This is a genomic window from Paeniglutamicibacter sp. MACA_103 (assembly GCF_045798555.1).
In the GTDB taxonomy this organism is placed as follows: Bacteria; Actinomycetota; Actinomycetes; order Actinomycetales; family Micrococcaceae; genus Paeniglutamicibacter.
Genome location: NZ_JBIXLN010000011.1, coordinates 56285 through 81629 on the forward strand (window position 1 = coordinate 56285; position 25345 = coordinate 81629).

General features: G+C 62.6%; 23 protein-coding genes. 10 read left to right on the forward strand and 13 right to left on the reverse strand.

Annotation, left to right across the window (positions count from 1 at the left end):
- Positions 1-3: 3 nt before the first annotated feature.
- Positions 4-2043, forward strand: coding sequence for a DEAD/DEAH box helicase (locus ACIPVK_RS07210; protein WP_407611282.1), 2040 nt, complete (start codon positions 4-6; stop codon positions 2041-2043).
- Positions 2044-2111: 68 nt separating this feature from the next.
- Here the strand turns inward: ACIPVK_RS07210 and ACIPVK_RS07215 are convergent, their stop codons facing one another.
- Both ACIPVK_RS07215 and ACIPVK_RS07220 read right to left on the reverse strand, forming a co-directional pair.
- A complete protein-coding gene (locus ACIPVK_RS07215) occupies positions 2112-2435 on the reverse strand; it encodes a hypothetical protein (protein WP_407611283.1) in 324 nt (107 codons plus the stop codon).
- A gap of 859 nt (positions 2436-3294) precedes the next feature.
- On the reverse strand, positions 3295-3684 hold the full coding sequence (locus tag ACIPVK_RS07220) for a hypothetical protein (protein ID WP_407611284.1): 390 nt from the start codon (positions 3682-3684) through the stop codon (positions 3295-3297).
- A 485-nt stretch (positions 3685-4169) separates the two neighbouring features.
- Between ACIPVK_RS07220 and ACIPVK_RS07225 the strand changes: the two genes are divergently transcribed.
- From ACIPVK_RS07225 to ACIPVK_RS07235, 3 genes are all read left to right on the forward strand, one after another.
- On the forward strand, positions 4170-4805 hold the full coding sequence (locus tag ACIPVK_RS07225) for a hypothetical protein (RefSeq protein ID WP_407611285.1): 636 nt from the start codon (positions 4170-4172) through the stop codon (positions 4803-4805).
- 97 nt (positions 4806-4902) lie between these two features.
- Positions 4903-5535: a helix-turn-helix transcriptional regulator gene (locus tag ACIPVK_RS07230; protein ID WP_407611286.1), complete on the forward strand. Its 633-nt coding sequence runs from the start codon at positions 4903-4905 to the stop codon at positions 5533-5535.
- A gap of 17 nt (positions 5536-5552) precedes the next feature.
- Complete coding sequence (locus tag ACIPVK_RS07235; protein ID WP_407611287.1) at positions 5553-6083, forward strand: hypothetical protein; 531 nt, start codon at positions 5553-5555, stop codon at positions 6081-6083.
- Positions 6084-6245: 162 nt separating this feature from the next.
- Here the strand turns inward: ACIPVK_RS07235 and ACIPVK_RS07240 are convergent, their stop codons facing one another.
- The 7 genes from ACIPVK_RS07240 to ACIPVK_RS07270 form a co-directional block, all read right to left on the reverse strand.
- Complete coding sequence (locus ACIPVK_RS07240) at positions 6246-8093, reverse strand: DUF262 domain-containing protein (protein ID WP_407611288.1); 1848 nt, start codon at positions 8091-8093, stop codon at positions 6246-6248.
- A 656-nt stretch (positions 8094-8749) separates the two neighbouring features.
- Entirely contained in the window at positions 8750-9781 is a 1032-nt protein-coding gene (locus ACIPVK_RS07245) for an L-idonate 5-dehydrogenase (protein ID WP_407611289.1), read from the reverse strand.
- Between the two features lie 57 nt (positions 9782-9838).
- A complete protein-coding gene (locus tag ACIPVK_RS07250; RefSeq protein WP_407611290.1) occupies positions 9839-10798 on the reverse strand; it encodes a sugar kinase in 960 nt (319 codons plus the stop codon).
- Positions 10795-11460, reverse strand: a complete 666-nt coding sequence (locus ACIPVK_RS07255; protein ID WP_407611291.1) for a bifunctional 4-hydroxy-2-oxoglutarate aldolase/2-dehydro-3-deoxy-phosphogluconate aldolase — start codon at positions 11458-11460, stop codon at positions 10795-10797. The genes ACIPVK_RS07250 and ACIPVK_RS07255 overlap by 4 nt, the downstream gene beginning before the upstream one ends.
- Positions 11457-12233 carry a glucose 1-dehydrogenase gene (locus ACIPVK_RS07260; RefSeq protein WP_407611292.1) on the reverse strand — a complete coding sequence of 259 codons (777 nt, stop codon included), beginning with the start codon at positions 12231-12233 and terminating at the stop codon, positions 11457-11459. Before ACIPVK_RS07260 ends, ACIPVK_RS07255 begins: the two co-directional genes overlap by 4 nt.
- A gap of 10 nt (positions 12234-12243) precedes the next feature.
- On the reverse strand, positions 12244-13221 hold the full coding sequence (locus ACIPVK_RS07265; RefSeq protein ID WP_407611293.1) for a C-terminal binding protein: 978 nt from the start codon (positions 13219-13221) through the stop codon (positions 12244-12246).
- Entirely contained in the window at positions 13218-14597 is a 1380-nt protein-coding gene (locus ACIPVK_RS07270) for an MFS transporter (protein ID WP_407611294.1), read from the reverse strand. The genes ACIPVK_RS07265 and ACIPVK_RS07270 overlap by 4 nt, the downstream gene beginning before the upstream one ends.
- Before the next feature lie 157 nt (positions 14598-14754).
- On the opposite strand from ACIPVK_RS07270, the gene ACIPVK_RS07275 reads away from it, so the two are divergent.
- The 3 genes from ACIPVK_RS07275 (at position 14755) to ACIPVK_RS07285 (ending at position 17681) form a co-directional block, all read left to right on the forward strand.
- Positions 14755-15522: an IclR family transcriptional regulator gene (locus tag ACIPVK_RS07275; RefSeq protein WP_407611295.1), complete on the forward strand. Its 768-nt coding sequence runs from the start codon at positions 14755-14757 to the stop codon at positions 15520-15522.
- A 524-nt stretch (positions 15523-16046) separates the two neighbouring features.
- Positions 16047-17285, forward strand: coding sequence for an ammonium transporter (locus tag ACIPVK_RS07280; RefSeq protein ID WP_407611296.1), 1239 nt, complete (start codon positions 16047-16049; stop codon positions 17283-17285).
- A gap of 48 nt (positions 17286-17333) precedes the next feature.
- Positions 17334-17681: a P-II family nitrogen regulator gene (locus ACIPVK_RS07285; protein ID WP_407611297.1), complete on the forward strand. Its 348-nt coding sequence runs from the start codon at positions 17334-17336 to the stop codon at positions 17679-17681.
- A gap of 532 nt (positions 17682-18213) precedes the next feature.
- On the opposite strand, the gene ACIPVK_RS07290 is transcribed toward ACIPVK_RS07285, so the two are convergent.
- The 4 genes from ACIPVK_RS07290 to ACIPVK_RS07305 form a co-directional block, all read right to left on the reverse strand.
- On the reverse strand, positions 18214-19050 hold the full coding sequence (locus ACIPVK_RS07290) for an MBL fold metallo-hydrolase (RefSeq protein WP_407611298.1): 837 nt from the start codon (positions 19048-19050) through the stop codon (positions 18214-18216).
- Between the two features lie 23 nt (positions 19051-19073).
- Positions 19074-19934 (reverse strand): GyrI-like domain-containing protein, encoded by an 861-nt coding sequence (locus ACIPVK_RS07295; RefSeq protein WP_407611299.1) that lies wholly within the window; start codon positions 19932-19934, stop codon positions 19074-19076.
- Between the two features lie 281 nt (positions 19935-20215).
- Entirely contained in the window at positions 20216-20449 is a 234-nt protein-coding gene (locus ACIPVK_RS07300; protein WP_407611300.1) for a hypothetical protein, read from the reverse strand.
- Between the two features lie 277 nt (positions 20450-20726).
- On the reverse strand, positions 20727-21800 hold the full coding sequence (locus tag ACIPVK_RS07305; RefSeq protein WP_407611301.1) for an alkene reductase: 1074 nt from the start codon (positions 21798-21800) through the stop codon (positions 20727-20729).
- A gap of 385 nt (positions 21801-22185) precedes the next feature.
- Between ACIPVK_RS07305 and ACIPVK_RS07310 the strand changes: the two genes are divergently transcribed.
- Genes ACIPVK_RS07310 through ACIPVK_RS07320 form a run of 3 tightly spaced genes read left to right on the forward strand, consistent with a single transcriptional unit; the run spans position 22186 to position 25345 of the window.
- On the forward strand, positions 22186-23907 hold the full coding sequence (locus tag ACIPVK_RS07310; protein ID WP_407611302.1) for a hypothetical protein: 1722 nt from the start codon (positions 22186-22188) through the stop codon (positions 23905-23907).
- Entirely contained in the window at positions 23907-24665 is a 759-nt protein-coding gene (locus ACIPVK_RS07315) for an IclR family transcriptional regulator (protein ID WP_407611303.1), read from the forward strand. The genes ACIPVK_RS07310 and ACIPVK_RS07315 overlap by 1 nt, the downstream gene beginning before the upstream one ends.
- Positions 24662-25345, forward strand: a complete 684-nt coding sequence (locus tag ACIPVK_RS07320; RefSeq protein WP_407611304.1) for a hypothetical protein — start codon at positions 24662-24664, stop codon at positions 25343-25345. Before ACIPVK_RS07315 ends, ACIPVK_RS07320 begins: the two co-directional genes overlap by 4 nt.

Here is a 25345-nt window from a genome sequence, read left to right on the forward strand (position 1 = left end):
CACTTGGTCAACACACTGCAGTGGCCGGCCCTGCGTCCACTGCAGAAAGCCTCCATTTCCCCGGTGCGTTCCTCCGCGGATTGCGTGCTGGTCGCTCCCACGGCCGGTGGCAAGACCGAAGCCGCATTGTTCCCCTTGCTCACGCAAATGGAACAGGAGAACTGGACCGGGACCTCAGTACTGTATGTGACTCCGCTGCGTGCACTGCTCAACAACCTGCACCCCCGGGTGACAACGTACGCCTCCTGGCTTGGACGGACGGTGGGGTTGTGGCACGGTGACGTGGGGCAAAGCGCCCGCAAGCGTATGCTCTCCGATCGCCCGGACGTGCTGCTAACCACTCCGGAATCCCTGGAAGCCATGCTGGTCTCCCGCAACGTGGACCACGGGAGGTTCCTTGGAAGCGTGAGGGCAATGATTGTCGACGAGTTGCACTCCTTTGCCGCCGGGGACCGAGGTTGGCATTTGCTAGGCGTAATGGAGCGCATCGAGCGAATCGGTGGCCGGCCGATCCAGCGCATCGGCCTTTCGGCCACGGTCGGCAATCCCGAAACCGTCGGCCGCTGGCTGCAAGGGTCCACTCCGGATCGGCGTGAGCTTAAAGTGGTGCGGGACGGCACCCCGGAAAACCTGCTCGACGCCGAAGTCACCCTGGACTACGTCGGGTCGCTGGAAAATGCAGCGCTCGTGATCTCTCGCCTCCATCGCGGGGAAAAACGCTTGGTTTTCTGCGAGTCCCGCAAGACGGCAGAGCTCCTGACGTTCTCCTTGCGTGAGCTCGGTATAGAAACCTTCGTCTCTCATTCCTCGCTGTCCTCCGATGAACGGCGGTTAAGCGAGCAGGCATTTGCCGAGGGCCAGAACACCGTCATCGTGGCAACCTCAACCCTGGAGCTAGGCGTCGACATCGGCGACCTCGATCGAGTCATCCAGATCGATGCGCCCCGCACCGTATCGTCCTTCCTGCAAAGGCTTGGCCGGACCGGACGAAGGCCCGGCACCCGGCGGAACACCTTGTTCCTCACGACCAGCGGACAGGCCTTGCTGGAGGCTGCTGCAGTCCTGCTGCTGTGGGAGCGTGGATTCGTTGAGGATGTCGTGGCCCCGCCTCATCCGCGGCATCTGGCAGCCCAGCAGCTACTCGCCGTTGCTTTGCAGGAGGGGTTCCTCGCCGCCTCCGCCTGGCAACGTTGGTGGCGGGATCTTTCTCTGATGGACGATGGGGCCGAGATCCTGGCGTACCTGCGAGAGCAGGAATTCCTTGTCGAAGATTCAGGCCGATTCATGATCGGACCCAGTGCTGAGAAGGTGTTTGGGCGGCGGCACTTCATGGAACTGTTGAGCTCGTTCATCGCCGAGCCCGAGCTGCGGGTGCTGACCGGGCAGAAAGAGGTCGGGTTCGTCTCGCCCCTCGTCATTCCGTCCAAGGAGTCCCGTGAGAACCAGCTATTGGTTCTTGCCGGTCGTGGCTGGCAGATCGACGACGTCGACTGGGACAGGTTCACCGTTCATGTCACCGAAGTCCAGCTCAAGGGTCGAGCACGATGGCATTCCGGGGCGATCGCTTGGTCCTATGCTCTTTGCCAGGCGCAACGCGAAATCCTGCTCGGCGCCGTGCCCGGGGTGACGGTCTCCAAAAGGGTTCCGGACGTTTTGGATCTCTTGCGCGAGGAACACTCGAATAAAGTCAGCAGGCGAGGCGCGATCATCCACCAGCGCAGCGACGAGACTTTGCGCTGGTGGACATGGGCCGGACTGAAAGCGAACGCTACGTTGGCAGCAGCATTGGGCGTGGACGCCCCTCAACCGAAAAACGAATACCTCGACCTACTCGTCGGGACAGATTTCGCCCAGCGCGTCGAGGCGGTGACCGCCGAAACCGTGCCCTACATTCCACCTGAAGCTGTCGCCGGCTTGAAGTTCTCGGCTGCGCTGCCCCTGGAGCTCGCAACCCGTACGATGGCGCAGCGTCTGGCTGACGCAGAAGGAGCCAGATATGCGGCAGAGACAGCTATGGTTCGGCTGCCTGACCCCATAAGTTGAGCAATACGGCGACAGCAAAGTGTGCAATTCATAGGCACGCTTGGATGTAATGCGCCTCTGGCTGCCGCTTACAACTTGTCGATCCAGGTATCTTCTTCTCGGTTGTCCCACGTGGAGCCCGTCATGGGCGCGTCTGATTTCCCTGAGCTTGCAATTCGGCGCATGACCACATTGAACTCGCGAGCGTAAAGCTGGCGAATGGTTTCAATCGGACGAATCATGCAGCCTTGTATAAGCTCCCGCCGTTCGGACATGTCGCTAATCTGGGCTTCGTCAAACGCACGACGAAGCCATGCGATCTGTTCCTCACTGATCAGCATCTCGTCGAGCCGTTGCGGCACTAGTTCGGCATCCAACTGCACCTCAAAGAGGCCTGGCTGGCTAGAAGTCATCGGTATTTTCCATCGATTTGTATTGGCGCGGCCAAGTCATTCTAGCTGCATACTCGGCAGAGTCAGGATCCGTTTACTTTGAAGTCTCGGCGGCGAAAGGCAACGAAATGAGGCAGCCCGTTGAGATCGAACAGCTCAATGAAGGCTCCCCCGTCCGGTTGTTAATGGTGCTAAGGGGGATCACGGCAATTGACTCGATGTCGCAAAGTCCACGACGATGCGCTCTCCCGCAATTCGGCACGCCCATTGTGTTTTCGTTGCGCATGTACCTCGGCTCAGGAATCGATTTGGTCAGCAATGCAGACACACCGAAGTTGCCCAAACCATTTGGCTCCAGGTAGACACTGTCGCCACCGACCGAAGATTTGTCCCCAGTGAAATCAACCCAGAATTTCACCAAAGCGGTTGTACCTCAGTCGCGGGGTTGTCAACTCGGAGCGCATTTTGGCGGAAAGCCTTGAATAACGTCCTGCCAGGCTCCTTCAGGTGGAAACAAGTCCAGTTTCGCGGCACTTCCTTCCTTTGGATCGTGGGTTGGCGTGGCCGAGCCCAGCACCAGTTGCACACTGGCCTGCTTCAGGTTCGGCCTAGACACTAGATGCTTTGCCATGTCGGCGAGCAGCACCGATATCATCGCCACACTCAATGCCCCATTTATCCAGTAAGGAACAACGCATGGTTAGGTTGCTATCAGCTCGGGGATCTCCCTCGGTGGTGGGTGGCAGGCCGGCGGCGTTCCCCGCCAGGACCGGCGACCTTCAGTAGCAGGTGCGGGCGAGGGAGCGTTCTGCGATGAGATTGATTTCAAGAACGCGACTCCTTTTCCCAAGACGTTTAGGACGGCGTCCGAGGACGCCAGTTATCCGCGGGTGCGTTCGTAGGCGGCCCGTTCGGCGGCCAGCGCCTTGGCCAGCTGGGCGATCTCGGACTGCTCGGCGGAGTTCTTCGGTCGGCCGCAGGGCGCCGCCGATTTCTTCTCGAAGACCCCGGTTTTGACGGCTGCGCGCCATTCCTGGATACGTGAGCCGTAGAGCCGTTCGCGGCGCAGGATCGATCCTTTGGTTCCGTTCGAGGCAGCATCGCATTCGTACACGATCGCGTGCTTGAACTCGGTGGTGAACGTCCGGCGTGCCGATCGGTTGGTGCGCGGCCCCTGGCCCTGGTCCGGGCGGTTCCGGCTGGGTGCATCTTCGGGATCGGGCTGTCCGGTTCCTGCTGGTGTCGGGTGGTCATGGCGTGGTTTCCCCACTGCCTTCAGTTTCTATTCTCGTTCTAGAGGCGGTCTCTAACGAGCCTGGCGGAGCGGAGACCCTCGTCGTCCGAGCCCCAATGTCGGCACCACTCGCGCCAAAGCGCTGCGGGCGCAAAAAGCCTGTGCCTGTGATCAGATCTTATGGATTTGAGCCCGGACTTTGTTCATTCGGTGGCAAATACTGGATTGGGACAAGTGCAAGCGTTGCCAGTTGATTTACAGTGATTTCACGTATGTGATCAACTGGTGCACGCCACGTCATCCCGTCTGGCAATCAGTGGGAAACAACGGAAGCATGGAGGGCAACAGGTCATCTCATGTCGGGCCGTGTCGTGTGGTGCGTGCTCACAGGGTGATCACCGCGAGGTGAATTAGGGGATCAAAGATGAAGCCCGAAGGGCGGCAGGCGGCGTGCGATCAGGAAAATGTCCGCCCCATGTGCCAAAATTGATGAAGAAGATGATCGGGCTAGGCTGGGGAATGTGGGGATTCTGTTGAGTGACGAGTGGTCACACCAAAACAAGGAGTGGCAAATAACCCTCGACTTGGCCAGAAAATTCGGCTGGACCAGCGTGAAGAACACAAACCATGGCGGTTTGAATCTCATGTGCCCTGGAGGGGTACATGAGTTCCCTGTCTACTCCACTGGCCGCTCCACGGAAAACGTTGCACGGACCAAAAGACGTGTCATTCGCAGCTGTCAGCATCGCAACATTACTGAACCTTTGGACCAGGTCGAAGAGTGGCTCGATAGCGCGGAAAGACTACTCTCCGCCGCCGAGCAGCTGATGTCTCGGTCTGCAGCAGAAAGCAGGATGAAAGAAGCGCTGGAGATGCTCGGTCTCGCTGAAGATAACCTGACGCAAGCCGAAGCGACGTTCGACACCGCCGCTCAAGAACTGGACCGCGCCACGGAAGCACTGGATGACATGCCGCCCAGTGTTATCTCAGCAGGCGCGAGTAGCCTCGTCGGAGACGCGGCATCCCAAATCCGGGAAGCGACACTAGCCCTCCGAGACCTACCTGAGGGTCATGAGCGTGTGGTCTTCCTCCATGAACAAGCAACTGACCTGAGGAATCGGGCGCGGGCTCTCAAAGCCCGCCTTTCAAGCCAGTAAGACGGCCGCAAAAAGATGCCGCAAAGTTACCTACAAGAGTTGGCAACTGCCAACCCCATATGCAATAGTCAATACACGACAAGTAGGGGGTTCACACATGATTGAGGTGACACTTCGCGTCCAAGGTACGGACATTTCAGATGCTTCCGTAGACGCGGTCATTGCCGAACATTTTCCAGACACATCGTGGGATAAAGTCGACGGCCTGACTACCTTGACTGTCTTCGTTGAGCGCGAAGATGCAGTAACCGAAACCGTAGGCATCGTACGCCGCGTAGAAGCAGCAATACCTGGCCTGAAAATTATTGGCGTTCATCGCGACCTTGTAGGCACTACGGACGTTGCTTTACGCGTTGGCGTTAGCCGCGAGGGTGCACGCAAGTGGAGCCTTTCCGCTGACTTCCCGACTCCCTTTGACTACATAGGCGCAGGTTCCATGAAGGTATGGGTTTGGGCAGAGGTTGTTCAATGGCTGGAAGAAGCACGGGCTCTGGACATGGACCAGGAACTGCCCAGCCTGGAGCTCATGACTCATATAGAGAACTGCATCATGCGCAATCCGGACCACACAACGGTTCAGTGGCATCAAACTATGCCGAAATTTCCAAATGTGCAAAAGCCCATTTTCCAAGTGGTTCAGCCGGCAGCTCGCGTTTCAGCGGGCGGCCGTGCCCAAGAGTTCGCGGTCAACTTCCGTGAGCTCGTGGGGGCGGCCGCCCCAAGAACTTAGATTGAATCGGAGAAATTGTGACCTTGCTGCGAATTCGTACGGGAGAGAAGGATACGCCTGTCGCTGCTTCTGACGTAGCGATGATCATAGGATCAACGGAACCCATTGAGGTCCGGTTGGACGAGGTACACGCAGGTCCTGTGCAGGCAGCGGCAAATGAAATGCAGGTCAAGCTGGAGCGTGGAGACCCCGGTTTTGCCTATATTGAAGAAAGCAACGTACTGATGGTTCGCCTTGAGCATAAGGTGAGCTGCTTTACTGAAGCTGAACCAGACTCTGCAACCACCTTGCACCTCCATCACATTGTGGCGTTCAAAGTTCTGCAGGAGCTTGAGACCAGCGAAGCCGCGATTGGGGCTTTCATTGAGACAAATGCTTATTTCATCGCCTATCCGTATGTCAGGCAGTCGATCACGCAGCTAACCGCTGCCTTGGGCTTGCCTCCTGTCGTCCTGGGGTTCATGAAGCGCGACGAGTGGCCCTTCCAAGAAGATCCGAGCGAATCCGCTTCCAATTCAAGCCAAGGGGCCTTGGAGGCAAGTAAGTAGGTTTCCACTGGCAGATACAGCCACCTGGGTACTTCTTGGCCTACCTCAATCTTGGGGTACGCAATTTTCGTTTACCCCAGCCGAAATCACCGGTTGCCTCCCAGCCCTCGATCACCCCGCGATTCCTACTCTCCTGCCGAACGGCAGCGTAGGTGGCGCTCGCTATTCACTCGCCTGTGGTCCAGGCCATTCCGAGATGATCAAGTCGGCCATGGAAGAGCTTCTCTCATCAATAGTTGATTCGTCGAAGACCAAAGGATGGTCGCTCACTAAGTGCGCGTTGAGCCGCAGAGCACTGTGCTTTGCGAGTTCCTTTCGTTTGAACTCCCACGGGTCGTTGCCCAATGCGGGATTCAAGTTGGAGGTTACTAGGGTCAGGTTACCGATGCGGTGGAGGTGGGTCTTTCTACTGTCTTCAGCTTCTGCACTGGAGGGAGACGGTAGGGGCCAAGTTTTCATCCAGGTCTGCGGGATGATGTGTTCGATGGACAGTCTCGAGGGTAGAACTAACTTCTCCGTCTTGGACGAGAAAAGGCCCGCCTCCACTGCTTTGAGGAGCATACGCACGCGCGCTTGGGGCAGCCATTTGTACAGGTCCCGATTGAGCAGGTGGTATCGGAAAGCTTCGTCCGTTGGCCACCATCCACTGGCGGTGTCTTCGTCAAAGGATTTCAGGTGCCCGATGATGGAACCGACAGGGTCTGCTGCCCCATCCGTGCTTTTCAGCAGTTCAAGCATGATCCTGTTGTAGTTCTTGGTGGTTAACCTGAGCGTCATCCGTCGAACCAACCATGATTCCAATGCCGCAAGAGCGTCATGGAGGCGTATCTGGGAAATCTGCCCCTGCTGTACGCTGCGCCACACCCGCAGAGCTACAGGATAAATAACCCCAATATCCAGGACTTCTCTCCGGGAGAAGAACAGCCGTTCCCTAGTTCCTTCTTCCAGGTCGTGGAAATTGCGGTAAATCCCGGCGTCAGAGACCAAGTCATCAATGAACGCTTTAACACCTTCTTTGCTATCCGCATGGTTCCCGAAGAGGCGGCTGAATTCAACGAAGAGACCCGTTGCGGAGATTTCCGAGTTCGTCCGTTCCGTTAGCCAATGCATGAGGAACAACTCCGCCCGAGGCCTCAGGTAGCGCCCCTGCTTGGTTTTTTCACGCCACCAGGGTTCCCCGAAGGTGGCCTGCCATACTTCACGGTCGAGCTTATCCAGATCGAGGCCAAACGTTTTTGCACTGCGGAACACGTGGTTTTTGACCAGGTCAATGGCAAGCAGTCGTTCACCTTGCGCATTGAGGGACTCGAAAATACCTTGCGGATTATCTCCTGGTTGGAGTTCTATTACGACAAACAGAAGTTGCTCATACAAAGTGTCTCGTAGGCCATCGAAGTACTCATCGAGCCGATCTGCGGGAAGTTCGGAAGCCCAGTCCTGAAGGCTTCGTTCGAAGAATTCACGTGCTTTCCAGACCAACGCCTGGGATTCTGACTCATGCTCGTTGGCCTGCATAGTTTCGGTAAAAACGTCACGGTCATGTCTTGTGGGCCTGAGCTTGAAAACGTCTTCTTCATCAACTTCGACGTCGTCGTCCTGCGTCCAGAGTTTGCGGAGCCGGGATGCATGTTTGGGTTTGTCCCATGTTGCGCAAACGGCTGTGGCCGCTGACAAGAGCAACTGGGAAGTAGTTAACCGCTGCTGGCCATCGATGACTTCCTGTGCCACAACTCCGCCCTTGCCTGTGGAGGGTTCCCCGATCACAACAGCACCAAAAAAGTGCGGCGTCATCGGCGCCACTTTTGAAGGATCACCTGCTTGCTGCTCAAGTCGACGGTGGTCCACGAGGCGGTCCACAGTCTGTTTCACGTCATCCCAGAAAGGGCCAATCCGATCGTTTTCCGGATCTTCTTCACGATGTTGCCAAACATAGGGACGCTGGTAGAGCGGGACCTCGTACCGCACTGAACCTTGGAAAATACGTTTCAGAGACTGCGACTCAGCTTTCACAACTCAAGACTAACTTGCGCCGCCAACATCCTCAGGTGCGGTTATTCCAAACTCCACACCTTAACTTTTTCTGGTTGGCTCTGTGGCTTGGCTTCATACTTCGAATGAAGAACACAGAGTTCAGGCGCTCGCCATAGCGTCCCGCGGCAAGTACCGCGGGCCACCAATGCCGTTCAAGCCCGCCAAGCAACGAATTGGAAGACACAAAGTTTGACCAGCCCCGCGATCATAGACGCGGTGAGTTGGACCCTGGTACGGAGTGGGATCGATTTTCAGGTGGCCAATACCGGCATTCACCCCGTCGTGACAAGGTCACGTCCTATACTCATTAAATGTCTACATATGAACCTGTCGAACTTGCCCGAGAACTTGGCTACACGAGCGAGCAACGACCTGGAAAGGTAGTCCGGGATTATCTTCGCAAGAAATACCCAGAGCACCCGAAATACCAGCGGTGGGTGCTCGATGACGTCCAGGCGGCCGATGTTCGCGCCAACATCCCCCGGAGAATTTGACACTTCGCACAGATAGTAAATCCGCGATCGAAACAGTTCTGGACTACGGCATGCTGCGGAACGTGGGAGACCCTCACCTCGGGTCTGCCCAAATCCCAAAAACTTCCACGTCGCGCCCGTGCGAACGAACGTCTTCGGAATTTATGCCTCGAATTCACCAACCCTAATCAAGACCTTCGAGGACGCGGCCGAATCCAGTGCCATGGCGAAAGCAGCCTCGGCTTCGGCCAGCGGGAAGTCATGGCTGATGACCTGCGCCAGGAAAGGGTGTTTGGCCAGCAGCTCCACTGCTTCATCCAACTCGGTCTCGAAACGCTGCGAGCCAAACACTGTCAGCTCGCGCAGACCGAGTTCCGAGAGCGAGATCGGCACCTTGTCCTTGGGCAATATCCCCAGCTGCACGACCGTTCCGCCACGACGAGTCGCATCCAGCACCGTCTGCAGGCTCGCGGCAGCTCCTGCCGCTTCCACGCTCACGTCGTAGCCGAGAGATTCAGGACCTTCGCCTTGCAGGACGTTGAAAGTCTCTTCGACGCCCATTGAACTAGCCACATCCAGCGCACGCTGCTGCAGATCGGAAATCGCCACCGATGCCGCGCCGCGCAACTTCAACACCGCCGCGGCCAGCAGCCCAATCGGCCCCGCCCCGCTGACGAAGCAGCGCGATCCCTCGATGCGGCCCGCTGCCCGGTCGATCCCGTGCAGGGCAATTGCCAGCGGCTCGGCCAACGCGGCTGTTCGCAGGTCCAGGCCTTGGGGCAATCGGCGCAGCTGTTGCGCTTGGACGTGCAGCACCTCGACCAGACCTCCCTGGGTGTGCGGCGTGGTGCTCGCGCTTCCCAGATAGGTGCCGCCCTGGATCAGGTGCATGCCCATTGGCTTTGCCCCGAGCTCGGGGCACGGCGTTGCCGGGTGGATCGCCACGGCGTCCCCGACGCTCCATCCCGTGACGCCGTCTCCCAGCTCACGCACGCGCCCGACCACCTCGTGGCCCAGGACCAGCGGTTCCTTGACCTCGAAGGAACCATTGCGGCCATGCTGCCAATAGTGCAGATCGGACCCGCAGATCCCGCCGTAGGCGATATCCACGGCCACTTCCCCGGGACCAACCGGGGATTCCGGGACCTCTTCAACGCACAGGTCCTTGGGCCCGTGCACAACTACTGCTTTCACTATAACTCCTTGGTTTTTGTCTGTCTGGTCTTGCCTGCTAGCCCTATCGGGGGCTTCTTAGCGGGCCACCGGTTCGGTGTGCTCGAGCAGCCCGAGCTCGTCGCGTCGCGGCATGCCCTCCCAGTCGCCCGGGACCATGCAGGCAAAGGCACCGGTGCGAACGGCGGTTTCCAGCCGCTGGTGCGGATCCAGGCCGTTCAACAACTCGGCAATGTATCCGGCGACAAATGCGTCACCTGCGCCGACGGTGTCAAGGACCGGGACCTTCACGGCGTCCAACCGGAACTCGTTGCCGTCAATCAGCGCCGCGCAGCCAGCACTGCCGAGCTTGATGATGACCTGGCGCGGGCCCAACGCGGCGATCCGGCGGGCCAGCTCCATGGGGTCCTCGCTCGGCCCCACGGCGATGGCTGCTTCCTCGTCCCCGGCAATGACCACGTCGACCTTGGGCAGGATGGCGCGGTAGGCCGCCCCCGCTTCTTCCTCGCTCCACAGCGCGGCGCGGTAGTTCAGGTCGAAGGACACCAGCACCCCGGCGGCGTGTGCCATCTGGATGGCGGCGTCCACCGCACCTGCGGCTTGTGTCGAGAGTGCCGGGGTGATCCCGGTTAGGTGTAGCAACCGGGCACGCGAGATCAGCGAAACCGGAAGGTCGGCTGCGCACAGCTTCGAACCGGCGGAACCGGCGCGATAGTACCAGACCTTCTGGTGCGCTTCGGTGCGGCGTTCCTTGATCATCAGACCCGTGGGGGCTGACTCGTCGCGGACCACCACGGTGTTCACGTCCTCGGCCCGGATCTCGCGCTGCACCAGGTCTCCGAGGCTGTCCGCCCCCAGCCGCCCGATCCAGGACACGGACGTTCCCAGTCGGCGCAGTGCGATGGCGAAGTTCGATTCGGAGCCGCCCATGCCCAACCCCAGGGTGGAGGCGTGGGCCAGCGGACCGGCACTGGTGCCGCGCATCAGCGCCATGGTCTCCCCCAGGGTCACCACGTCGGTGTGCTTGTCCTGACTCATGCCTTTTCCTCGTCCCTGGCCTCGGCCACGGCGTTGACCAGGGCCTTGGCCCGGGCCGTGAGCTCGTCCAGGTCCCCGCCCTTGAACGCGTCACCCAGCAGTGGCCCGCCCACGCTGACGGCCAGCGCCCCGGCACGGATCCATTCCACGGCCTCGGCAACGCCTACCCCGCCCGAGGGAACCGCCTGGATGTCCGGGAACGGTCCGCGCAGGTCCTTGAGGAACCCGGGGCCCACCTGGGATGCGGGGAACACCTTGACCGCGGTGGCCCCGGCCTTCCATCCCGCGAAGAGCTCGGTGGGGGTCATTCCGCCCGGGTAGACGGGAATGTTCGCCTTGACCGCCGCGCGGACGATCGCCGTGTCGGTGATCGGGGTGACAATGAAACCGGCGCCTCCGGCGATGGCGGCCTCTGCCTCCTCCACCGTGGTGATGGTGCCGACACCGATATCCGCGCTCGCTCCGTAGCGGGCGCGGAGGGACGGAAGTTCCTCGAACACGCCGGCGGTGCTCAGCGTCAGCTCGATGCTGGTGATGCCTCCTGCGACAAGCGCGTCGATGACCGGGGCGTATTCGCTTGCGTGCTTGGCACGCAAGACAGCCACGATCGGGGTTTTCTGCAACAGCGCACCGGGAGCGGTGCGAATCGTTTCGGTGTTCATCGCGAGAGCCACCCGCCGTCCACCGGAAGAACTGTTCCGTGGATGTAGTCTGCGGCGCCGCTGGCCAGGAAGAGGACAGCGCCGGTCAGGTCGTCCGGGTTGCCCCAGCGTCCGGCCGGGATGCGCACCAGGATCTGCTCGTTGCGTGCCTCGTCGGCCAGCAGCGCCTCGTTCATGTCGGTGGCGATGTAGCCCGGGGCCACGGCGTTGACGTTCACTCCGCGTCCTGCCCATTCGTTGCACAGGGCCTTGGTCAGCTGCGACACCGCACCCTTGGAGGCGGCATAGGCGGGAACCCGGAAGCCGCCCTGGAAGGTGAGCATCGAGGCGAGGTTGATGATCTTGCCGTTCCCGCGTTCGAGCATCGGCGCGCCGAAGAGCTGGCAGAGCTGGAACACCGCACGGGTGTTCACGTTCATCACGGTGTCGAAGTCGGCCAGCGGGAATTCGACCGCGTCGTGGCGGATCTGGGTTCCTGCGTTGTTCACCAGGATGTCCACCTGCCCCAGGGCCAGCGCCTGCTCGGCGGCCGCGGACACCGAGGCCTCGTCGGTGAGGTCCACCGCGATGGCGTGTGCGGTGTGCCCGGTTTCATTGGCCAGTGCGGCCAGCTCGGGGGCGAGCTCGCCGCGCTGCAGGGTGATCACGTTGGCCCCCTGGCGCATGAGCCCTGCGGCAATGTGCAGTCCGATGCCGCGGGATGCTCCCGTGATGACTGCGGTTCGGCCGGAGATGTCGAAGACTCCCCCGGCCCGGGTCGTGTTGGTGGACACGGTAGAGCTCCTAGCGGGCAACAGCGAGTGCTGCCGGGTTGTAGATGTTGCGTGGTTCCTCGCCCTGGCACACGTCAATGACGTTGCCCAGGGCGCGTGACTTCAGTTCGGTGTAGGACTCCTCGGAGTACCAGGCCGCGTGCGGGGTCAGGACCGCGTTGGGCTCGGTGAGCAGGTCCGAGTCCGTGGGGAGTGGTTCTTCCTCAAAGACGTCCAGACCCGCGCCGTAGAGCTTGCCGCTGCGGAGGGCGCGGACCACGGCGGCGGATTCGACAACCCCGCCACGGCAGGTGTTGATGAGCACCGCGCCGTCCTTGGCCTTGGCCAGGAACGCGTCGTTGACCAGGTGGTGGGTGTGGCTGTTCAGTGGCACGTGCAGGGAGATGACATCCGCCTGCTCGAGCACCTGCTCCATGGTGAGCACCTCGATGCCTTCTTCGGTGGTGGTGCCGACTTCGCGGGCAGGGTCTGAGCCGATGACCTGGTAGCCCAGGCCCTTGGCCTTGCGTCCGGTGGCGGCACCGATCAGGCCCAGGCCGATTACGCCGAAGACGCGTCCGCGGATGCGGCGCAGCGGCTTGACCGATTCGAGCGAGAAGGACCCGTCGCGCAGCTCGCGGTCCAGGCGGGTGATCCCGCGGGCCAGGGTGGCGGCCAGGCAGATCGCGTGGTCCGAGACGTCCTCGGTGCCGTAGTCAGGGACGTTGGAGACCACGATTCCGCGTGCGGTGGCTGCCTCGATGTCCAGGGTGTCAACGCCCACGCCGTAGCGGCCAATGGCCTTGAGCTTGGGCAGTGCGTCCATGACGCGTGCGGTGATCGGTGCGTACTGCACCACGATTCCGTCGAAGTCGGCGGCCGCGGCAATCACCTCGTCCTCGGTGTGGCACTGGGCCAGGACCAGCTCGACGCCGGCCGCGGCGGCGACCTCCTGCTCGACGGCGATCGAGTCGTGGTCGCAGTCGGTGATCAAGATGCGGATGCTCATTTGTGGGCGTCTTCTTCCGTGAGTAGGTCGCGGTCCCGGGTTTCGGGGGCCTTGAGTGCGGCGATGAAGGTGATGGCCATCATCAACATCATGTAGATGGCCACGGGAATCCAGGAGCCCGAGGCCCAGGTGACCAGGGCCGAGCAGATCAGCGGGGCGATGCCGCCGCCGAAGACCGAGGAGAATTCGCGTCCCAGGGCCACGCCGGCGTAGCGGTAGCGGGAGCCGAAGAGCTCCGGGAAGTAGGCTGCCTGCACGCCCACGGTGCCCTGTGCGGCGAAGATGAAGCCGAGCACGATGACCACGCCGATCCAGAACAGGTTGCCGGTGTTCAGCAGCATGAAGGCGGGGAACGGGAAGAGCAGCAGGAAGCCGGTGATGCTCAGGTAGAGCGGGCGGCGTCCGAACTTGTCGGAGAGGTTGCCGGCGATCCAGGCCGAGATGCACGCGAACATGGCGCCGATGAACAGCACCTTCGGGATGAAGGTCGAATCCACCGCGAGGTAGGTGATCAGGTAGGAACCCATGAAGGTCTGGAAGATGTAGGAGTGGGCGTTGGCGCCCACGTTCATGAAGAACACGCTGAACAGGCCGCGGCGGCCGTTCTTGAACACGTCGGCGGCGGGGGTCTTCTGGCGTTCGGCCATGCCGACCTCGGCCTTGAGCTCCGCCATGACCGGGGATTCCTTGAGGTTGCGGCGGATCAGCCAGGCCGCGATGGTGACGAAGATCGAGGAGAAGAAGACCAGGCGCCAGCCGTAGGACAGCAGGGCTTCCTTCGGCATCAGCTGCACCAGCATCCAGACGACGGCGCCCATGGCGGTACCCGCCGCGGCACCGACGAAGACCAGCGAGGCGAAGCGGCCGCGCCTGCCCTTGGCGGCGATCTCGGTCAGCAGCACCACGCCGCCGGCCTGTTCGGCTCCGGCGCCGAAGCCCTGGAGGAAGCGGCAGGCCACCAGCAGGATCGGTGCCCAGACGCCGGCCTGTGCGTAGGTCGGCAGCAGGCCGATCGCGAAGGTCGCAACGCCCATCAGCATCAAGGTACAGACCAGCACCCACTTGCGTCCGAGGCGGTCGCCGTAGCGGGAGAAGAACAGCCCGCCGAGCGGGCGTGCGCCGAAGCCGACGGCGTAGGCGCCGAAGGAGGCGATGATGCCCACTGCCGGGCTGACGTTGGGGAAGAAGATCGTATTGAAGATGATCGCCGACGCGGTCCCGTAGATCACGAAGTCGTACTGCTCGAGTGCCGTGCCGACCAGGCCTGCCCAAGCGGCCCGGCGGACGTTCTTCTGGTCATGCCGGGCAGTCGTGGCGGCGGGCTGAGGGCCAGCCGTCACTGTTCCGCCGGCGGGAACACCGTTGTTCTCGTTCATAGTCACCAATCCAAAGAATTGTGCCATCCCTATTATCGGGATGACGTCCCACTTTCAATAAACCAACTATAAGCCACCTCACACCCCGAAATGCAACCCCGGTCACACCCGCCGGAGGCCCGGCAGGGAAAGCCCCAAGTCATGTAAGACTGTTGGCATGGAAAAAACGACCGGAGCCAAGACTCTCGAGCGAGGCCTCGATCTGCTGGACCACGTTGCAGCGGGTGTCGACAGGCTCGACGAGATCGCCGCAGCTGCCGGCCTGAGCCGCTCCTCCACCCACCGGATGTTGACTTCGCTGGTGGCCGGACGCTACCTCTCTTTGGGCCCGGACAACCGCTACAAGCTCGGCCTCAAGCTGATGGAGCTCGGCGCCCAGACCCAAAAAAGCCTGAACCTGCCGGAGGAAATCCAGTCCAGGCTGGCCGAGATCGCCGTGGCCACCCGCGACACCACGCACCTGGGAATCCTGGAGGCGGACGACGTCCTCTATCTCGCCAAGGCGCGCGGAACTCGCGGCATAGAAATGGCATCACGGCCCGGCGGCCGGCTGCGCGCCCAAAACACCGCGATGGGAAAGATGATCCTCTCGCTGCGGCCGCGAGCGGAGGCGCTGACCCATTTCGATCCCACCGCCACGATCACCGATTTCTCCATCAAGACCGTTGAGGATTTCGACCGCGAGCTGACTCTGGTCCGCGACCGCGGTTACTCGCTGGACAACCAGGAAAACGAGCTCGGCATCATCTGCGTGGCCATCCCCATTCCGGATCTCAGCGGCCAGCCGGTCGCTTCGATCTCGGTCTCGGCCCCCAGCGTCTACATGACCCCGGAACGGATCTCTGACCTGGTCGCGCTGTTGAACTCACACGCGCCCCAGATCACCAGCTGCCTGCCGCCGGGGTTCAAGGACTCCTGGGAATGAACCGGAACTTCTGTACCGCGTGACCTGGGTGCCTGCATCCTCCGTTCCACTGAATCACGATTGTTAGAGCTTGCTCCTCTTCGCCGGAAGGCGTCCGGGATCGGGCTCGTTCTTGGGCACGCCACACGATCGATCGGTTCCTGGAAGCTGCGATTCCAGCCCCTTCCCGCTCCCCCTCGACAGACATCCCGGGTCCAGCTGCCCGGGCCGTGAAGCCGCGCCCTCAATGATCGGCAAGCCGGCCTGTATTGCTGTGGACATCCAGCCGGCCACCGCGTCGTGCCCACTCCGTTCACACGGTCTGAAATGCCCGCCGAGCGCCGCAAAAGTCCATCAACGCATTGGCCCCCGTCAAGAAGATGTCGCCTCCCTGCACAGGTTTTACAGCGCTTTCATGCTTCGGAAACATCAGGTCTATCAAGATTTTTCCCTTATTCTGCGCGAAACAAAACCGAAAGCCGTGCGGAATCTTGCGCCGATACGTTTGTCCTACTCGGACAAACATTTTGGGAAGGGAGCATCGCATGGAACCCGCAGATACCGCATGGATACTCTCTGCTTTCGCCTTGGTTCTACTGATGTTCCCGGGCATTGCCATGCTCTACGGCGGCATGCTCAACGGACGCAACGTCCTGAACATGGTGCTGATGGTCCTCAGCTCACTGGCCGTGACGGCGGTGGTGTACGTCGTGGTGGGTCACGGTTTGGTCATGGGCGACTCGGTCGGAGGGGCAGGCATCATCGGCAACCCCTTCGAGCACTCGTTCCTCACCTCCATGATGGAGGATGACGGTAGCGGCGGCCCGCTCTGGGCAGCGTTCTACATTCTCTTTGCCGGCATCAGCGTCGCCCTGGTTGCCTCCGGCGCCGCGGGCCGCATGAAGTTCGGCGCATGGCTCGTCTTTGTCGCCATCTGGGTGCTGCTGGTCTACGCACCGCTGGGCCATTGGGTCTTCGCCTTTTCCAACGAGGAAACCGGAGCCGTAGGAGGCTGGATGCGCACCCAGCTGAAACTGCACGACTTTGCCGGCGGCACCGCCGTGCACCTGAACGCCGGCGCGGCCGGCCTGGCTCTCGCGTTGGTCCTGGGCCGACGCAGTTCCCCCGCCGGGCGTCCGCACAACCTTCCCTTGATGCTCGTGGGTGTCGCCCTGATCGTCACCGGGTGGATGGGGTTCAACGGCGGCACGGCGGGCGGCGCAAACTTCCTGGCCCAGTACGTCACGCTCACCTCCCTGCTGTCCCTGGCCGGCGGCATGCTTGGCTTTATCACCATTGAACGGTTCCGCGACGGCCACGCCACCATGCTGGGCCTGGGCACCGGAGCGATCGCCGGGTTGGTCGGGATCACACCGATCGCCGACGCCGTGGGCCCCCTCGGTGCCCTGGTGGTCGGCTTCGTGGCCTCGGCAGCGGCCGCCTGGGCCATCACCTGGAAGCGGCGGCACCGGATCGATGATGCACTGGATGTCTTTGCCATCCACGGCATTGCCGGAATCACCGGTTCCCTGTTCGCGGCCTTCTTTGCCAATGCAGCAGCCCCGGCGGGATTCAGCGGTATCGTCTTCGGCGGCAGCTTCGACCTGCTGTGGCACGAGGGCCTGGCCCTGCTGGTCACCATGGTCTACAGCTTCGCCATGACCTACGCCATCGCGTGGACCATGAACAAGATCGTTCCCCTCCGAGTGAGCGCCGGGGAGGAGGAACTCGGCCTTGATCGTTCTCTCCACGCCGAAACGGCCTACGAGGGCCGCACCTTCTGAATCCCCCAAGTGGCACACACTCCCCAAACGCGTGAAAGGCACCCAAGCATGAAACTCATTACCGCAGTGATCAAACCGATCCGCGTCGAATCGGTGTCCAAGGAATTGGAAAGGGCCGGCTTCACCGGATTGAGCGTCATCGAGATGCAGGGCCGCGGCGCCCAGGCCGGACGCACCGAGTACTACCGCGGCCAGGCGTTCGCCGTGGAGTTCCGCACCAAGATGTGCATCGAGCTGCTGGTCGACGATGAGGAAGTCGACAAGGCCATTGACGTGATTGTCGCCAACGCTCGCACCGGAGATGACGGCGAGATCGGCGACGGCAAGGTCTGGGTGACACCGGTGGAACGCATTGTGCGTGTGCGCACCGGCGAGCTCAACGAAGCGGCCATCTAACCCATCACCCTAATTCCTGCTGCGGCGGCGCCCCGGTCCTTGCGGCCGATCGGCCGCCGCAGCAGCAGTACCAGCATGGCCGGCCTCCCGGCCCTCGTGTCTATTCCCACTAGTTCTGCCAGAACGGATAGTCGGTGTAGCCGCGGCGCCCTCGGTGTAGAACGTGGAGGCATCCGGTTCGTTCAGCGGCAGGACCTCCTGCCAGCGGCGCACCAGCAGGTGGGCTGGCTACTGGATGAGAACGGCAGGGCCACCCGCGGCGTGGTGGTCTGATTTCCAACGACCTCCCAGGGATATCCGCCACGTGCGACATGCCGCACAACTAACCTCAAGCACTCATTAACTGGGCGATGATTACGGCCATATGGTTTCCGGGCAGGTTTCCATGACGACCGGCCTTCAACGCTGACGAATGCCCCCCGGGGTTTAAGTTGCCTCCGGAGCAGCTGGCCGTATGAAGTTCGGTGCGTGGCTGGTCTTCGTCGCCATCCGGTGCACCGAAGTAACCACCAAACCAATCCAGGCCGGCGCTTCAGTGCCCGCTGGGCAGACGCTGGTCCAGCTGCGAAAAACCCTGCTCAAAAGCGGAGCGGAGCATCCACTTCGGCCACGGCAGTTGGACGGTGTCAAGTGCCTCCTCGATACCAGCACCCGCTGCATGGGCACTCTTAATAGCATCCTCCACCGCATGCAGGGCAATGGCTTGCCGCGTGACAAACTCCCTGTCAACCAGCCGCCCATGCCCCGGGACCACCACGTCGTTCGGCTGCATCCTGAGCAGAACCTCGTCCAATGCCGCTGGCCATTCAATTGGCCAACAGCCAGAACCGAACATGGGTGGGCCGGATTCCTCGATCGCGTCACCGAGCGCCCAGACCCCGGCGTCGGGCACATATACGATCAGGTCCGTGTCGGTGTGGCCGCGGGAGATCGGAATGAGTTCGATGTTGCGCCCGCTTGCGGTGAGCGTCGTGGACCGTTGGATAAGGACCGTCGGCTGCGTCAAGACCACGTGGTCCCACTGTTTGTCGGGTTCGCGAGCCGGGTCGGCTTGCCAGGCGCGCAGCCGGGGCCCTTCGAAGGCAGCGTAGTGATCGGGAATCCGATGGTGCCCAATCACCGGAACACCGAGGTCGACAAAGACTGAGTTGCCGAAGCTGTGGTCGTAGTGTGCATGGGTGTTGACCGCACCAACGATCGGTGTGCCGAATCGTTTCGCCACGTCCCCGACGATCTCGCGCGCCTCCGCCGGCGAGCCTCGCGTGTCGATGACAGTCACTCCCTTGGGTCCCAGGATTGCCACCACGTTGACGTCGCCCGCTTCATATCTCTTGACGAAAACGTCGGCTGCTACTTCATCCCATGCCATGTAGTTGATGCTACTCCGGGTCATTACTTCTCGACGGGCAGCCAAAGTTCGCACGAAGCGTAGGTGTCGGTGAGCTCGAGGTAGCGCAGCATCGATGGTCCGGGACGCATTCGCCACGGATTCGAGGGGAACCACTCCGTCGCCGTCGCGGCCCAGAGTTGTTGCAGCGCCTCTGGGAACGGGCCTCGGGAGGAAAACACCGCCCAGGTCCCCGTCTCGAGCCGGATGGTGTCGAGGTCATCCGGAAGCGCGGTTGCCGCATTGACCGCGACCCCGTGGAGGTAGGTGAGCATCGACCCCTCCGGCGCGTCCGGTCCCACGTCTGCTGTGACGGCCAGGATCCCGGCGGGGTCGCTGTCCCCCAGCGCCTTGAGCCGTACGTGTTCCTCGGGCGCGATGCCGGCAATGTGCTGCTGGATGTGCGGGTTGACGCCCTCGTGGATGAGCGGGACCTGCGCCGCGTATCCTGCGAGAACGAATTCGGGCTTGTGGGTGATGGTTACGTCCATCGGGGTGCTCCCTTCGACGCTCAGGCGGAACCTGAGCATGGGTTGTGTGCTGAGCGGACCGCCATGACGGCGCACCTCGGCCGGACCGGTGCCGTGCACCGAGCGGAATGCCCGCCCGAACGCCTCCGTCGATCCGTAGCCGTAGCGCACAGCTACATCCAGCAGGTTGGGATCCCCCGCCGCGAGGTCGGCTCCGGCGAGCGTCATCCGACGGCGGCGCGCATATTCGGACAGGGGCATCCGGGCCAGCGCCGAGAACATCCTGCGCAGGTGGTATTCGGTTGTCCCGTGTTTGCGGGCGAAGGCCGCAACGTCGATCGAATCGCTGGAGTTTCGCTCGACGAGGTCTATCAGGGCATTGAGTGTACCGATCATGTGGTCCTCCTTTCAGAAACAATCCTCTCCCAACCGATGTGGGGTGCACCCGATCATCGTGGCCACATTCGATCGGCTGCAAGGGAGACATGCCGAGTCTACGAAACAGTGCAAGACGAGACCGCGCCCTGGCGATCGCTGGAACACCGTGGCTCGTTCGAGAGTTGCAACGATTCCCCATGCGGGACCGTTTCGCCGTGGACTGCGGCAGGGCCGCCTGCCCACGGGGAACCATCATCAGGCGGGCTTCCGCCTTAGTTCTCCCAGAACGGGTAGTCGGCTTAGCCTTCAGCACCCTCGGTGTCGAAGGTGGAGGCCTCGGGCTCGTTCAGCAGCAGGCCCTCCTGCCAGCGGCGCACCAGGTCGAGGTTGGCAATCGCCGGGCGTTCGACAACTACGGCGTCTCCCCAGCCATTGGCAGCAAACGCGGCGGCGTCGTCGTCGAAGGTGGTGACGGTCTGGAACCCGGTGTTCAGCCCCGACCTTGCAACCTGGTGGCGCTGTCGAACTCCCACATGTATCCAGCGGCCAGGCCAGTGCCCCATTTTCCCAACAACGGATATATCTGGGAAAAGGGGCCCCTGAATTCCCACTGGGACCCGAGACACGGCCGCGCAACCAGCACCACGCGAGGCACCCATGGGCATCGCCCGCACCAGTTGGCCCGCGATTCACGTCGAGAAAGCCCCCAGGACGTGCTTACCGATGCCAGTGCATCCAACGCATCCATGCAGACTTCGGTGGCCGCCGCCGGCCTGGCGACGGCAGCCTCCGAACCAGCGGTTAATTCTGCTAGTTCTGCCAGAACGGGTAGTCGGTGTATCCGGCCGCGCCCTCGGTGTAGAACGTGGACGCATCGGGCTCGTTCAGCGGCAGGCCCTCCTGCCAGCGGCGCACCAGGTCGGGGTTGGCGATCGCCGGGCGGCCGACCACCACGGCGTCTCCCCATCCGTTGGCGGCCATCGCGGCCGCGTCGTCGAAGGTGGTGACGGTCTGGAACCCGGTGTTCAGCAGGACCGGTCCGTCGAACCGCGAACGCAGGTCCTGGACGAGAGCCCCGGACGGATCGGCGTGCAGGATGCTCAGCGCGGCCAGGCCCAGGGGCGCGATCCCCTCGATGAGCGCGGCATAGGTGGCAGCGACATCGGCCGGGTCGCTCTCCACCGCGCCCTGGACATTGTGCTCGGGGGAAATGCGCAGCCCCGTGCGCCCCGCCCCGATGGCGTTGGCCACGGCTGTGACGACCTCGATGACGAAGCGCGCCCGGTTTTCCGGGGATCCACCGTAGGCGTCGGTGCGGGTGTTGGCGCTGGGTGCCAGGAACTCGTGCAGCAGGTAGCCGTTGGCGCCGTGCAGTTCCACGCCGTCGAACCCCGCGGCCATCGCATTGCGGCATGCCGTCACGAACTCCTCAACGATGCCCGGCAGCTCGCCGGCCTCCAGGGCGTGCGGGACCGGGTAGGCATGCTTACCGGTGTACGTCCGGGAGACGCCGTCCACCGCGATGGCGCTCGGGGCCACGACATGGCCCTGCCCCGTGGTCTCCGGGTGCGTGACCCGGCCGGCATGCATCACCTGGGCGACGATCAGGCCGCCCTCGGCATGCACGGCATCGGTGACGCGCTTCCATCCGGCGACCTGTTCCTCGGTGGCCAGGCCCGGCTGGCGGACGAACCCCTGTCCGGTGACGCTGGGGTAGACGCCCTCGGACACGATCAGGCCCATCGAGGCGCGCTGGCGGTAATACTCGACGACGTCGTCGTTGGGCACGCCGTCCACGCGGGAACGGGAGCGGGTCAGCGGCGCCATGATGAGTCGGTTGGGCAGCTCGAGGTCACCGAGGGTGAGCGGGGAAAACAGGTCCATGGGGTGGGACTCCAGAGGTTGGGGGTGGTTGTTTGGTGCAACCGGCCCCGCTGCGGCGATATTCCTTTCACGTCCTACGAGTGAGGCGGAACGCGGTTCCTGAGGCGTCGGCCATGCCGTGTCGACTCGACTTCAGTGGCTTGGCAGCTGTGCGGATTCTGGACCCTTTGCAGGCGCTTCAGCGGCGGATCACCACCCACTTCGGGCGTCAACCAACTTCCCCAAAGGTTATCGTCCGCCCGGGGATTTAGCGTCACACGGCAGAGTTTGAAAACAAATTCTTGTGCGATCCAGATCACAGTGCTAGATTCTTGTCGCTTTCTGGAGGATCGAGTCCTTACATGCAGGACAGTCACCTTCGTCGGACCACCAACCAAGGACGTTCATGAGTACCGCCGCAACACAGCAAAGACCGCCCCAACAGATCATGCATCCCCGGTGGCTGGGGGCGCTGCAGCCCAACAGGCTCAGTGCGGCCCGAAGCTTCGTCGCCAAGATGGTTCGGGAGCAATGGGACATCCAGCTGGTCAGCACCGAGGTCGATGGCCAGGGCAACGGCACCATGGTCTACCGGCTCGACACCCCTGGCGGCATCATGTCGTTTGTCGCGTTCGTGTCCGAACCCCGCTCGGTCAACCGGACATCCAGGATAATCGGTTCCAGCTGGGACATGCTGGGAAGCCTCATGGACGGCGAACCGGATCCGGCCCGAATCGAACAAAACCGCCGCGAACTGCCCAAGCTCTACGCCGGCCGGGCACCGGAAGGCACCCTCACCTGGTTCCGCGCCAACCAGAGCGTGCGCCTCTTCGAACACGTCCGCGAACGCCTGGCCGCCGGCCGCCAGCCGGAGACGGAACTGGTCGCCGAGGTCGGCTACCTGATGCGCAACACCGGCCTCGATGGCAACGGCACCTTCGGCACCCGCGATTTCCGGGAGCTCGGCCCCGACCACCCGCTGTCCGCCCCGTACCACGCCCAAATGCTCTCCGCCTACCTGATGCGCGAGCTCTCCATCGACCTGGTGCAGCACCTGGCCAAACTCGACCACGAGGGTGCAGCCACCCTCTCCCCCGCCATCCGGCGCGGCATCGCAATCGGCAACGGCTCGGCCCTGGGCCTGGTGCTCTTCGCCTTCAACCGGCCGCACCTGATCGGCACCCTCATCGGGCAATACGAAATGGCGCTGGCACATGCGCTGGACCTCCCGCTCACCATCGACGACCCGGCCTGGGAGCGACTGGAGACTCTGGTCAACCGATCCATTCTCTACCGGCAGCAGGACGTTGGCCGCTACGTCACGCTGCCCAACGGGCCGCAAATCTCCTCGGATCTCCGCTCGGTCAAGCGCCTCATCGATGCGGCACGCACCAGCGGGGCCCCCCGATCCCTGCGGGTGCTGGAGGAATCCATGAACGGGATGTTCTTGCCCGAAACCATCGAGACCATTCACGCGATCTTGCTGGAACTGGATCCGGAGGCAACCGACTCGTTCCTGCTGGCCGACGCGGTCGACGAGAGCCTGCTGGCCGACGGGGCACAGACCATTGATGCCCTGCGGCTGGACATCCAGGAGCACTTCGATTGGGCGCTGGAGCTCCAGCTCGCCGACGACCACGAAGCCAACCGCGTTTGGTACAAGTCCAGGGATTCGGAGGAGCCGCGGTGCGGCCCGGCCGGAGAGGTCCCCGAGGGCACCGTCGACCTTGCCTTCGACATTCCGCGCGAGATCCAGCGCCTATTGGGCCGGATCGACCGGGACTCCAGGTTCAAGACCGTCGGCGCCCTGCTGGTCGCCGACCCGACGCTCGAACAGACCGTCGCCCACGTGCAGAACCTGGCGGAGCTCCCCTACGCTATTCCACGCATGGACATCAAGGACGATTACCTGGTGCCCGTCCACCTCATCCACCTGCTCAACGGCTTCGCCTTCGGCCTGGACAAGACGGTGGACAGGCTCGAGCGCATCCTGCGCGGAGTCATCTTCGACGGCGCCCCCTACCGCGACGAATTGGCCGGCCCGGAAGCCGCGGACTGGTACTGGGCACCGCACCACGACACCTATGCCCTGCCCGTCATCGAAGCCATCCAATGGAGCGAGAAATAATGACCATCGAAAAGACAGCAACCGGCGGGACCAACCTGCTGAGCACCGGAGTGAAGATGCTCCAGGTCATCGACGCCGTGGCCGACTACAAGAACGGCGTGGGGGTCTCCGAGCTGGCGCGGGTGCTCGGCTGGTCGCGCAACGTCACCCACCAGTACCTGACCACCGGGGTGGCGGCGGATTGGTTGGTCCAGGGCGAGAACCAAAAATACTCGGTGGGTTTCCATGCCGCCGTGGTGGCCAGGAACGCCTCTCCGCACGGCCGGATCCGCTCGCTGCTGCTGGCCGAAATGAACGACCTGGTGCAGATCGTGAACGCGGCGGTGTCCTACGCGGTCCTCGACAAGGAAAGCCCGATCGTCATCGACCGCGTCGAACCCGACCGCGCCATCCAGATACGGAGCGGGCTGGAGTCGCGCTTCTCGCTGCGCACCTCCGCCTCCGGGCAGGTGTTCCTCGCCCACGCACCCGGACTCATCGAATCGTCCGCGATCGACAGCAACGAGGAGGAACTGCAGCAAATCGTGCACCGGGTCAAGACCCGCGGCGCCTCGCGCGTGCACTCGCGCTGGCTCGGCGACGAGATCATCGCCGTGGCCAGCCCGGTGTTCCTGCGCGGACACTGCGTCGGTGCGCTCAGTGTCATCATGCCCGCGACACGCAACGATGCGGATGCCGTCGAGGCCGCACTGGTTGCCCGCAGCGAATCCATCAACCAGCAAATCCTGAACCAACAGAACGGAATGAGCCAGTGGTGAACCCCATGAACCCGGCCCAGGACCATCTCGACATGGTCGACCTGGAGAAAATCGGCGACGAGCCGCTGCTGCTCAAGCGCCGCGAGCTCACGCTCATCAGCGAGCGGGTCTTCCAGCACCGGGGCGTGCCCAACGGGGCCTGGGCAGCGGCCCGCAACAACTTTCTCGACGTCGCGGTGCTGCTCAAGGCCGAGGCCGTGGCAGGACTGATGGAGATCATCGCCTCCCCCCATCCGGTACACCCCGATGGACTGGGCGTGGACATCTCCCACGACGGCCACAGGATCGATGCACGCCACCAGCATGCGCTGGTCGTCGGTGCCATCCTCGGAAACGCCATCGAATCGCTGCTCGCCCACACGGACAGCGCCACGCTGTCGGTGCTGAACGTCGCCAGTCCCCGCTTCCTCGCCGGGATCGTGCACCGGCTGGCCCGCCGCGGCGTGAGGGTGCAGATCGTCGAGGGAGAGAACTCGGCGACCTTCCTGGCCCAGGGCACGATCCAGCGCACGCGGCCCTCCAGCCACGGCGACCTCGTGGAGGGAATCACCGTCGACCCGTCCCTGTGGTGGCCGATCTACAACGCCTCGACCCTGGCCCTGAGCCACGTCACCGAGATCTCCCGCTTCCACACGGGCAACACCCCCTCCCCCACCCCTCGCCGCCTGGCGATCACTTAA